Source organism: Halorubrum amylolyticum (assembly GCF_004114995.1).
In the GTDB taxonomy this organism is placed as follows: domain Archaea; phylum Halobacteriota; class Halobacteria; order Halobacteriales; family Haloferacaceae; genus Halorubrum; species Halorubrum amylolyticum.
The window spans coordinates 1-11,064 of sequence record NZ_SDJP01000049.1 but is presented as its reverse complement, the minus strand read 5'-3'; the positions used below and the strand labels follow the sequence as shown (position 1 = coordinate 11,064).

Annotated in this window: 12 protein-coding genes; 3 read left to right on the top strand and 9 right to left on the bottom strand. The window is 69.7% G+C overall.

Annotated elements, in window-relative coordinates:
- From ESO89_RS17630 to purE, 4 genes are all read right to left on the bottom strand, one after another.
- Positions 1–1,299: NADH-quinone oxidoreductase subunit D-related protein (locus ESO89_RS17630; RefSeq protein WP_128906716.1), on the bottom strand; the 1,299-nt coding region annotated here is incomplete at its 3' end.
- Positions 1,296–1,994: an NADH-quinone oxidoreductase subunit B gene (locus ESO89_RS17625; RefSeq protein WP_128906715.1), complete on the bottom strand. Its 699-nt coding sequence runs from the start codon at positions 1,992–1,994 to the stop codon at positions 1,296–1,298. The genes ESO89_RS17630 and ESO89_RS17625, both read right to left, overlap by 4 nt.
- Complete coding sequence (locus ESO89_RS17620) at positions 1,994–2,410, bottom strand: NADH-quinone oxidoreductase subunit A (RefSeq protein WP_128906714.1); 417 nt, start codon at positions 2,408–2,410, stop codon at positions 1,994–1,996. The genes ESO89_RS17625 and ESO89_RS17620 overlap by 1 nt, the downstream gene beginning before the upstream one ends.
- Positions 2,411–2,575: 165 nt before the next feature.
- The gene (gene purE, locus ESO89_RS17615; RefSeq protein WP_128906713.1) at positions 2,576–3,193 is read right to left on the bottom strand and encodes a 5-(carboxyamino)imidazole ribonucleotide mutase; all 618 of its coding nucleotides are present in this window, start codon (positions 3,191–3,193) and stop codon (positions 2,576–2,578) included.
- A 121-nt stretch (positions 3,194–3,314) separates the two neighbouring features.
- Between purE and ESO89_RS17610 the strand changes: the two genes are divergently transcribed.
- Complete coding sequence (locus ESO89_RS17610) at positions 3,315–4,538, top strand: PQQ-binding-like beta-propeller repeat protein (protein WP_128906712.1); 1,224 nt, start codon at positions 3,315–3,317, stop codon at positions 4,536–4,538.
- A gap of 102 nt (positions 4,539–4,640) precedes the next feature.
- On the opposite strand, the gene ESO89_RS17600 is transcribed toward ESO89_RS17610, so the two are convergent.
- Positions 4,641–5,804, bottom strand: a complete 1,164-nt coding sequence (locus ESO89_RS17600; protein WP_128906711.1) for a 5-(carboxyamino)imidazole ribonucleotide synthase — start codon at positions 5,802–5,804, stop codon at positions 4,641–4,643.
- Positions 5,805–5,939: 135 nt separating this feature from the next.
- Between ESO89_RS17600 and ESO89_RS17595 the strand changes: the two genes are divergently transcribed.
- Positions 5,940–6,164 carry a hypothetical protein gene (locus ESO89_RS17595; protein WP_128906710.1) on the top strand — a complete coding sequence of 75 codons (225 nt, stop codon included), beginning with the start codon at positions 5,940–5,942 and terminating at the stop codon, positions 6,162–6,164.
- A gap of 38 nt (positions 6,165–6,202) precedes the next feature.
- Here ESO89_RS17595 and ESO89_RS17590 read toward each other — a convergent pair whose 3' ends face one another.
- From ESO89_RS17590 to aglJ, 4 genes are all read right to left on the bottom strand, one after another.
- A complete protein-coding gene (locus ESO89_RS17590) occupies positions 6,203–6,937 on the bottom strand; it encodes a hypothetical protein (protein WP_128906709.1) in 735 nt (244 codons plus the stop codon).
- 74 nt (positions 6,938–7,011) lie between these two features.
- On the bottom strand, positions 7,012–8,229 hold the full coding sequence (locus tag ESO89_RS17585) for an FtsZ/tubulin family protein (protein ID WP_128906708.1): 1,218 nt from the start codon (positions 8,227–8,229) through the stop codon (positions 7,012–7,014).
- Positions 8,230–8,343: 114 nt separating this feature from the next.
- A complete protein-coding gene (locus ESO89_RS17580) occupies positions 8,344–9,450 on the bottom strand; it encodes an AI-2E family transporter (RefSeq protein ID WP_128906707.1) in 1,107 nt (368 codons plus the stop codon).
- 69 nt (positions 9,451–9,519) lie between these two features.
- Entirely contained in the window at positions 9,520–10,452 is a 933-nt protein-coding gene (aglJ, locus tag ESO89_RS17575) for an S-layer glycoprotein N-glycosyltransferase AglJ (RefSeq protein ID WP_128906706.1), read from the bottom strand.
- 139 nt (positions 10,453–10,591) lie between these two features.
- On the opposite strand from aglJ, the gene ESO89_RS17570 reads away from it, so the two are divergent.
- Entirely contained in the window at positions 10,592–10,972 is a 381-nt protein-coding gene (locus tag ESO89_RS17570) for a DUF7522 family protein (protein ID WP_128906705.1), read from the top strand.
- The last annotated feature ends 92 nt before the right edge of the window (positions 10,973–11,064 follow it).

The window sequence follows — 11,064 nt, the reverse complement described above, 5'->3', positions numbered from 1 at the left end:
CCCCTCCTCGGTGATCACGTCCCAGTCGAGCTCGTCGTAGTACCCGTACGGATCGTCCCGCCGCAGGTCGTAGTCCACCCCCGACCCGCGGGCGACAGGGCCTGTCGCGCCGTAGTTCTTCGCGACCTCGGGCGGCAGCACCCCCGTGTCGACGGTCCGCATCTGGAAGAGCTCGTTGGAGGTGATGAGGTTGTGGTACTCCTCGATCGACCCCGGAAGCTGGTCGAGGAAGTCCCGCGTGTTCGAGAAGAACTCGTCGCGCGGCTCCGGGAGATCCCAGACGACGCCGCCGAGCCGGAAGTAGTTGAACATCAGCCGCTGGCCCGTCAGATCCTCCAGAAGGTTCTGGACGCGCTCGCGGTCGTTGATGGCGTACATGAACGTCGCCGTGAAGTCGCCGTTGATGTCGAGCGCGAACGTGGCGAGCGCGAGCATGTGCGCGGCGATCCGGCACATCTCCGCGCCCATGGTGCGGATGACCTGCGCGTACTCGGGGACCTCGATGTCGGCGAGGTCCTCGGCCGCGCGGGCGTACGCCCACTCGTTGAGCAGGCCCGCCGAGATGTAGTCCCAGCGGTCCGGGTACGGCATGATCTGGTGGCGGTACGTCCCGTTCTGCGCCATCTGCTCCTCGCTGCGGTGGAGGTAGCCGATGTCGGGCTCGACATCGACGACCTGCTCGCCGTCGAGCGTCGTCTTCAGGTGGAGCACGCCGTGGGTCGCCGGGTGGTGCGGCCCGATGTTGAGGAACATCGTGTCGGACTCGGCGTTCTTGTGATGCTCCTGCAGCGGGTTCGCGTGCTCCGGCAGCGTGGCGATCTGCGGCCGGTCCTTGTCGTAGTCCATCGACAGGGGGTGGCCCTGCCACGTCTCGGGCAGCAGAATTCGCCGGAGGTCCGGGTGGTCGTCGTACTCGATCCCGATCAGGTCGTACGCCTCCCGCTCGTGCCAGTCCGCCGTGCGGAACACCGGCTCGGCCGACTCGGAAACGGGGTCGTCCTTGTCGGCGGGGACGACCACGTTAACCTCCTGGGTCGGGTCGTCGAACTTTTTCAGGTGGTAGATCGACTCGTACCGGTTCTCGTACTCCTGTGCGGTGACGACGGAGAGATGGTCGTAGCCCGCCTGCTCTTTCAGGATCGAGAGCGTCTCCTGAACGGTGTCGGGCCGGATGACGAACCCTGGCGCGTTCAGGTGGTCGTCGCGGTCGACGACGAGGTCACCCAAGAGCGCCTCCAGCTCGTCGGGGGTGCGCTCGACGGCGCCGTCGTCGACGGTGTCTGGTCGTTCGAGGCTCATGGCGAATCAGCGAAGTTGTACCGCATGACGAGTTCGTCGTCCTCGATCTGGTCGGCGAGCTTGTCGACGAACTCGTCGCGTTCGAGGTCGGAGAACTCCTCCAGTTCGTACGGCTTGACGGTGACGGGCGCGGCCTCGCCGTTGGCGACGCGCTCCTGCAGCTTCACGACGCCGTAGACGAGCGCCTCCGGACGGGGCGGGCAGCCGGGGACGTGGATGTCGATCGGGATGACCTCCTCGGCGCCCTTGATCACGTTGTACCCCTCCTGGAACGGACCGCCGGAGATGGTACACGAGCCCATGCCGACCACGAACTTCGGCTCGGGCATCTGGTCGTACACGCGCTTCATCCGCGGCGCGAACTTCGAGACGATCGTCCCGGGGACGATCATCACGTCGGCCTGCCGTGGCGAGGCGCGGGGGACTCCGCTCCCGAAGCGGTCGAGGTCGTGTTTCACCGCGTAGGTGTGCATCATTTCGATGCTACAGCAGGCGATGCCGAACTGCAGCATGAACATCGAGGAGCCGCGACACCAGTTCAGGAACTTGTCGAACTTGGTGAGGATAAAGGGCGAGGAGCCGAACGCCTCCCGGAGCCGGGAGTTAAACCGGTCCCCCTGTCCGGTCATCCGGGCGTCGCGGGTCTCGGTTACGACTTGCGATTCGTCGGTGATAAATGGTTGATCGCTGCTCATTAGTTGAGGTCACGCTCCGTCTTTCGGCTGGTCGCGCGGGGACTCCGGGCCCAGCTGATCGCGCCGGAGCGCCACGCCCAGACGAGCCCGATCGCGAGGACGCCGACGAACGCCAACATCGGCCACAGCAGGTCGATCATCGGCACGCCCGCATTGATCGCCGGACGGTAGATGACGGCCCACGGGAACAGCAACACGGTCTCGATGTCGAACACGAGGAACAACAGCGCGACCATGTAGTACTGGATGTTGAACCGGACCCGCGTCCCGCCCGTCGGGGTCTCGCCGGACTCGTAGGTGGTACTTTTACCGGTCTCAGGCACGCTCGGACGGAGCAACGCCGACACGGTCATCATCCCCAGCGGGATGAGCACGCCGACGGCCGCCAAGGCGCCGATCGCTATCCAATCGCTCATATAGGTCTCCGTAACGTGCTGGGGTTTGGACCGCCCCCTCATAAGCGTTGAGTCTTCACCGCAACCCCCCCACGTCGGCGAAAACGCCGGCGAGCGAACCGAGCGAGCGATCGGGGTCGCGTGTCGTCTCGACTGTCGGTCGGTACTGCTGGCTAGCCGGGCGTGCTACGACTCGTCGCGCTCGCGGAACCCGTCGATGCCGAGGTCGTGGAGGTCGGTCGACACGCCCGCGACGCCCGCTTTCTGTTCGTCGTGGAGATCGACCAGCCGCGCCTCGACGGCGTCGTGCTCGCGCGCGAGCACCTGCGCGGCCGACAGGGCGGCGTTGTACGACTTGCCGGCGTCGACCGCGACGATCGGGGCGCCCGTGGGCATCCCGATGACCGAGTCCACCGACTTCTCCTGAACGGGAACGCCGATCACCGGGATCGGGTACGCGATCGACGCCGTCATGTTCGGGAGGTCGGCGGATTTCCCGCCCGCGCCCGCGATCACGACATCGATCCCGCGGGCCGCCGCGGTCTCCCCGTACGCGTACATGAGCTCCGGCGTCCGGTGCGCGGAGATGACGTAGCTCTCGTAGGTGAACCGCGCGTCGGGCGCGTCGTCGAAGTCGGTCTGCTCGGCGAACCCGAGCTCGTCGAGCGCGTCGTAGGCGCCCTCCATGACGGGCAGATCGGAGTCCGACCCCATGATGATCCCCACGTCCGGGGTGGTCTCCGGGTCGGCGTCCGCCGCCGCCTCCGCTTCGAGCCGGTCGATCAGGTCCTGCACCGTGGTCATGGGTGCGGGTGACGCGAGCAGGGTTGTAAATCGTGCCGGTCTGCGCCCGGGAAGCACGTCGCCGACGGCACCCCGGCGACCGCAAGGTCGAAGGGTTCGGCCGCGGAACCGCGGGACGAACATGCCCTCCAGACGCGCGTTTCTCGCCAGTCTCGGAGCGACCGGACTGACGGCTACCGCCGGCTGTCTCGGCGGGTTCGACGGCGACCCCGGCACCGACGAGGAGTACGACTGGCCGACCGGCGGCGGCGACGAGTGGAACTCGCGGGCGGTTCCCAACGGGGTCGCGCCGCGCGACGACCCGACCGTCGACGGGACGCACGAGTTCGACGGGACCCCGGCCGGCGACCCGGTCGTGACCGCCGGGACGGTCTTGCTGAACACCGGCGTGGACGTGGTCGCGCTCGATCGCGAGGACCTGACCCCGCGCTGGACCGTCGCGTCCGACGACAACGACGCGTTTCGCTACACGGGGGCGCCGGCCGTGGCGGACGGCGTGGCGTACGTCCCGGAGAGCGACGCGCTGGTCGCGCGCGACCTCGACACCGGCGAGCGGCTGTGGAGTCGAGCGTTCGAGTACGTGTTCGGCGAGACGACGCCCCTCGTCGTGGAGCACGGGGACGACCGCCGAGTGGTGATCGGCGCCGGCGAGTACCTCCGGGCGTTCGACGGTGCGACGGGCGAGCGACAGTGGGAACGCCGGCTCGACGGGATCGTCCGGCGTGCCGCCGCCCGGGCGGCGGCGTCGGTGTACGGCGTCGTCTACGTCGCGACCGCCGGCGGAGCGTTGTACGCGGTCGACGGCGACGGCCGGGTGCACTGGAGTCGAACCGTCACCGCCGGGATTCGGACGGCGCCGAGCGTCGTCGCGTCTCGTGACCCGGACGGCGAGTCAGTACGGGGGTCGGGCGACGTGGTGGTCGGCGCGGGAGACGGGTCGGTCCGCTGTTTCGACCCGACCGGGAAGCCGCGGTGGCACGCCGACCTTCGCGGGTTCGTCGAAGGGGGAATCGCGGTCGGCCACGACGGAGTGTTCGCGGCCTCGGGCGGACGGCTGTACGCGCTGAACGCCAAGAACGGGAACCGCGCGTGGCGGACCGAAATCGGGGACGCCGTTCGCCCGACGCCGCCGGCGCTCGTGGGCGACACGGTATACGTCGGCGGGAGCCGACTCCACGCGATCGGCGTCGACGGGGGCGTCGGCGTCGGATCGGTCCGCGTCGGCGAGACGCGGTTCGAGCACGAGGTCGACGGCGGCGTGAGCCACGTCACCGCCGCCGACGGGACGCTGTTCGCGACGGTGGCGACGGGGACCGGCGGCGGGCGGTTAGTGGTTCTCTCCTGAGAGGTACCCGCGGAGGAGGTCCCCGTCGTGGAGCGCCTCCGGAACCCCCTCGAACCACCGCGCGGCGCGTCGAGCGCGGGATCGGCGGGCATCGTCTCGGGGTTACGCATCCCGGAACGTCAGCGCGTCCCGGAGGTCTCGCACCCGCGAGAGCAAGGTGTCGCGGTCGGCGTCGGCGGTTCGGTCCGTCGCCGTCAGGTGGCCCATCTTCCGGAGCGGGCGCGCGTCGTTTTTCCCGTACCAGTGGAAGTCGGCGTCGGGCGCTGCAAGCACCTCCTCGACGCCGCGGAGCGTGGCGGGCTGGGTCTCCTCGACATTCCCGAGGACGTTCGCCGTGACCCCGGGCGCGACGAGGTCGGTCGGGCCGAGCGGCCACCCGAGCACGGCCCGGACGTGGTTCTCGAACTGCGAGGTGCGCGCGCCCTCGATGGTCCAGTGGCCGGAGTTGTGCGGGCGCGGGGCGATCTCGTTGACGAGCACGTCGCCCTCGCGGGTCTCGAACAGCTCGATCCCGAAGACGCCCCGACCGTCGAGTGCGTCGAGCACGTCGCGCGCGACCGACTCGGCCTCGGCGACGGTCGCGTCGTCGGTCCGGGCCGGGGCGACGCTCTCGCGGAGGATCTCCTCGCGGTGGATCGTCTCGGTGACGGGGTACGTTCGGGTCTCGCCGTCGGCACCCCTCAGCCCCATCACGGCGATCTCGCGCTCGAAGTCGAGGAGCTCCTCGGCCATCGCGGCGCCGCCGATCTCGTCGAGGGCGTCGGCCGCGTCCGCGGGGTCCCGGACCGGAACGTTCCCGCGGCCGTCGTACCCCCCCTCGCGGGCCTTCAGCATGACGCCGCCGTACTCCTCGACGACGCGTTCGAGCCCCTCGGCGGTGGCGACCGCGACGAACTCGGGAACGGGAATCCCGGCGTCGACCAGCGCCTCCTTCTGCACGAGCTTGTCCTGAATCGTCCGGAGGGTGTCCGGGTCGGGGTGGACGGGCACGTCGTGTTCGGCGGCCGCCTCGGCCAGCAGGTCCGGATCGGCCAGCTCGATCTCGAAAGTCAGGGCGTCGACCCGGCTCGCAAGCTCGTGGATCGCGTCGGCGTCGTCGAAGCCGCCGACGATCTGGTCGCTGACGACGGGGCTGGCCGGACAGTCTGGCGTCGGGTCCAACACGACGACGTCGACGCCGAGCGGCGCGACCGCCTCGCCGATCATCCGGCCCAACTGGCCGCCGCCGACGACGCCGAGCGTCGGTCCCGGGAGCGTGATCGTCATGCGCGGCGATACCGGACGTTACTGCATAAATATTCCCACATCGCCCCGATAAATACGCACAACCGTGTATATTCGAAGTGTGTAAAGACGGGGTCGTTCGAAACCGATTTCCGTCCAGAACGGCTCGCCGCCGGTATGAAGGCCGTGAAACGGCTCTACGACCGGGGCGACGAGTGGGCGCGCGGCCTCTCTCGCGGCCGGTACGCGGCCGTGTTAGGAGCGTCGGCGGGGAGCGGTCTCCTCGCCGTCGGGCTGGCGCTGAGCGGTGACCTCCTTCTCGTTCGCGCCCTCACGATGGCGCTCGTCATGTTCGGTTTGGAGTACGCGTTCGGCGCGTTCAGCGGGTCGGGCGGCGGATAGGCGAGCCGTCGACGGGACGGTTACCGTCGGCACGCGACTCACACTTCGACCGCCGCGAGGTCGCTTTCAAGCTCCGCGACGAACTCGTTGTACGCGTCGACGAACCCCCGGAACGAGTCGGCGTACTCGCGCACGTCGGCCGCCGACGGCGCCTCGTACTGCGAGAGGAGGTAGAGGCCGCCCGAGCCGCCGACGCGGAGGTACGAGACGGCGCCCTCGTCCCACTTCAGCTCCCACCGGTCGCCGTCGACGCGGGCGGTGAAGGTGCCGTAGTCGTCGCCCTCGTACCGGTGGATCTCGCCGGCCATGACGGAGCAGGTGTCGCGCACGCGGTCCAGAACCCGGTCGCGCTCGGCGACGGCCCCGTCGGTCGAGGCCGGCTCGGGGAACTCGGCGCTCACCCCGTCGAGGACGCCCGACAGCGACCCGACCCACTCGTTCCACGCCGCGACGAAGTCGGCGTAGTCGTCGAGCGCGGTCGCCAGGTCGGCGGGCGCCGGCGGCTGTTTCGTCGAGATCACGTACACGTCCGAGCCCGACTTCGGCGAGAACAGCAGGAACTCCAGCTCGCCGGCCTCGTGTTTGACGGTCCACGTCCCGCCCGGCGTCGACAGCTCCTGTCGGCCGTAGTCACCGCCCTGCAGCCGGGCGAGCTGGTAGGCGATCGTTCCGGCGTGGTCCCGCACGGCGGCGACGAACTCGTCGCGCCGGTCGGCGACCGCGTCCGCGTCGCGCACGTCGAGGTCGAGCCCGATGTCGGCGTGGGTGGTCACGGGCGTACTGGGCGCCTCGCCCGGTAAACGAGTTCGGTCGGGAAACGGTCACGGGTGCGACGAAACTCACTCACTCACGCGATCGACTCCCGGATCTCGCGGACGCGGTCCGGTTCGTCGATCCCCGACCGCACGACCAGCGCGAACACCTCGTCGCCGTCGGGGACCGGGGCGTCGCCGCTCAGAATCGCCCCGGAGCCGGTCTCGTCGGCGAGCCACCGCCGCCCGTCCGCGATCGCCTCGCGGTTGAGCCACGACGGCGGCCCGCCGACCACGAGCAGGGTCCGGTCGGCCCGTCCGTCCGGCACCTCGACGGTGTTCTTCCCGCGGGCCGCCTTCCGGATCGTCGTCTCGATCGCCGACACCGCGGCGCTCGTGTCGACCTCCGCCGGCTCCGAGGAACCGAACAGGCCGAGCCCGAACCGCGACCCCGACTCGGGCGGCTCGACCGCCTGCGTCGCGTGGCCGACGGCGGCGATCTCCCCGTCGTCGCCGACCGCTCGTGCCACGTCGCTCGCGTCGAGCACCTGCTGGGGCGTCGAGGCCGCGTCGTCGGCCTCCCCGGCGCCGAACAGCGCCGCCAGCCGTTCGGCGACGACCCCGTTCAGCCGGCCGCGGGCGTCGGCGATCGTCTCGCCGGGGCGGAGCCACTCGCCGTTGTCGAACGGGAATATCGCCGCACAGCGGTCGGAGAGCGCGTCGAGGGTCCGCGCCGCGTTCTTCTCCGCGAGGGGGCGCTTCGGCGGGCGCTCTCCGGGGCCGCCTCCGGCCGCGCTCGTGCCGGCGGAAGCGGCGGAGTCACCGGGGTCGGACTCGGAGGGATCGGAGGGATCGGAGGGGTCGGACCCGGAGGGGTCGGACTCGGAGGGATCGGACTCCGCGGGCGTCGGAAGTAGCCCGACGGCGTAGACGGGAACGTCGTAGAGCCGGGTCAAATCCTCGGCCAGCGCCGGCGCGACGCCCGCGCCCGCGCCGCCGCCGAGCCCGACGACGAGGACGAAGGCCCCCGCGAGCGACGGCTGCTGGTCGTCCATCGCCCGGCCGAGCTCGCTGGCGTGGGCGTCGCCGAGCCGCCGGGCCGCGTGGAGATCGCCGTCGAGCCCGCCTCCGCCGGCCGCGTCGCCGAAGCGGTACCGGCGGGACTCGTCGATCGACCGGAGGGCGTCGAGCGCGGCCACGTCGGTGTCGAACGCGTTGACGCCCTGCAGGAACCGGTCTCCGTCGCTGTCGGCCGCGAGCCGGTCGACGACCCGGCCGCCGGCGCCCCCGAGACCGATGACGTGTACACGCATACGTCATCCCGGTCGTCGAGCGGGGGTTTATCTCTTCGGCCCCGGGAGCGAGCGCCGGCTCGGAGCCCGCCGATCGGACCCCCCGATCGGAATCCGCTGGTCAAAGCCCGCCGATCAGAACTCGTCGAGCCGGCGCTGTCCGCGCGGCACCTCCGGCCCGGTCTCCCGGGCGTCGCCGCCGAGGAGCCGTATCAGGGCGGTGTCGGCGAACGTGAGCGCCAGCACGAGCACGATCGGCGCGAGGAACAGCCCGTGGAATCCGAACACGACCGGACCGAAGATGTACGCGAGCATGAGCAGCCCGACGTGGGTGGTCTTCCCGCTGAAGTACGGGCGGAGCACGATGTCGGGGATGGTGTCGACCACGATCGCGGCGAGGACGAGGAACCCGGCGACGTACACGAGCACGGATATCTCGTCGCCGAGGACCGGCGGGACCGCGGTCAACGCCGCGAGCGGAATGTACACGATCTTCATCCCGATCACGGGGATCAGGCTCGCGATTCCGGTGAGCGCGCCCGCGAGCGCCGGGTACGGAACCTCGACGATCTCGGGCGCGACCACGTTGTAACCGGTGTAGGTCACGACGGCGATGATCGAGATGGCGATGACGTTGAGGAGGTTCCCGTACAGCACCGCCTCCAGCTCGTCGTCGGCCGCCTCCAAGTACTCGCGGACGACCGCGTCGTCGTCGAACGTGAGCAGCCACTCGTGGAACTTCGAGCCGTCGAGCAGCAGGTAGTAGGTGACGACGATCGTGATGAGGAGGTTCAACGCGAGCCCCGAGAGGGTGCTCGCCAGCAGCCCCGCCTGCTCGGAGACGAAGTCGATGAGCGGGTCGAGCTGACCGGACTGGTACGTCTGCATGATCCCGTCGAACGTCGGGTTCGAGAGCGCGGCGAGGTCGCCGACCCACGAGTTCTCGGCGCCGACCGTCTCGGCCACCGGATACCGCTCGATGAACCGGCGCGCCTCGATCAGCAGGAGGAGCACCGTGTAGCTCAGCAGGCCGATCAGGGGGACGGCGATAAGCGACAGCGAGACCACCGCCCTGACCCGCGCGGGGAGCCGGAAGCGTTCGAGGCGGTGGTAGAGGCGCCGGGTCGAGTAGTAGAGGAAGACGGCGACCGTGAGCGGGGCGACGAATCGGTAGGCGATGAACCCGACGAGCAGCGCGACGACGAGTCCGAAGAGGGCAATGACGAACCGCTTTTCGTCCATGGCCGTTCCTCTCCGTGGTTCGTCATAAACCATGGGGGCTCGACCCGGACCGGGCGGAGAGCCCGAGGCCTACCGATCCGAGCCGTCGTCGACCGCGCGCTCGTAGCGCGCCACCTGCTCGCGGTGGAGCGAGAGGATCATGTCCGCGAGGAACCCGAATATCAGCAGTTGTATCCCCAAGATCGCGGCCCCGACGGCAGCGATCGCGATTATCTCGTGGGTGATCCCGTTGACGAGCCAGTCGTAGAGCACGTAGCCGGTCATGAGCGCCCCGGCGCCCGTCGAGATCGCGCCGAGGCTGCCGAAGTAGAACAGGGGGTTGTTCGTCTTCGCCTTGCGGTACAGTTCGAGGAAGATCACGCCGCCGTCGCGGATCGGGTGGAGGTTGGTGGCCGAGCCGCCGGGGCGCTCGCGGTAGGTGATCGGGACGACCGCGACCGACTGCCGATTTTTCACGCACTCGACCGCCATCTCGGTCTCGATCCCGAACCCGTCGGCGGTGAGGTGGAGCCGGCGGAACGACTCGCGGGTGAACGCCCGGTAGCCGGAGAGGATGTCCCGGTAGCGCTCGCCGTGGATGAGGCGGAACGAGAGGTTGATGATCCGGTTGCCGATCCGGTTCAGCCGCGTCATCGCGCCCGGCCGCATGTCCGCGAACCGGTTCCCGATGACGTGGTCCGCCTCCCCGGAGAGCAGGGGATCGAGCATCGCGTCGACGTCGCGCGCGTCGTACGTCGCGTCCGCGTCGGCCATCACGACGTAGGGTGCGTCGATGTGGTCGCGGACCGCCTCCCTGACCGCTTGCCCCTTCCCGCGCCCGGACTGCTCGACGACGCGCGCCCCCGCCTCCCGGGCCGCCTCCTGCGTGCCGTCCGTCGATCCGCCGTCGATGACGAGGACCTCGTCGAGCCCGCCGTCGCGGAACAACTCGACGACGCGCGCGACCGTCTCGGCTTCGTCAATCGTCGGCAGCAGGACGCAGACGTCGTCGTACTCGCTCATTACGGGGTCGATATCGGGGGAGTCGCTAAACTCTGTCCTTCCGGGTCCGGACCGGCCCTCCGCTGGACGGGGCCGCCGTCGGGCCGCCGGTCCTGCGGGCACCCATACGCTCATGTATCAGACGATCGATCGTGGTAGCATGGGACACCCACCGGACGACAGCGTCGAGGAGTTGCTCAGCGCCGCGCGGACCGCCACCGGAGACGAGCTGCGGAGCCTCACGTACTTCACCGACGAGGATGTCGAGCAGCTCTACCTCCGCAGCGACCTGAGCCGAACGGCCGACCTCGTCGGCTTCGCGGAGAGCGAGCGACACGGGTTCCACGCGCAGTCGCTGTACGCCGACACCCAGCTCGGCGACTACCGGTTCACGGTCCGCGTGTTCGAGAACGGCTACCTCACGCGCGTCATCAACAACGATCACGGGGTGTGGGTGACGACCGACTCGATGGACATCGACCGCTTCGAGGAACTCGCGAGCGCGCTCGCCGCAATTCTGCGGTCGTTCGACCCGGCATGACATCCTCCCCGGCGTGAACGCCGGGGTTTCCTCACGCTGGGAGTCTCGGCTATGCCGAGTCCACGGAGGCAACTTGCGGGTTCGTGTGCTCC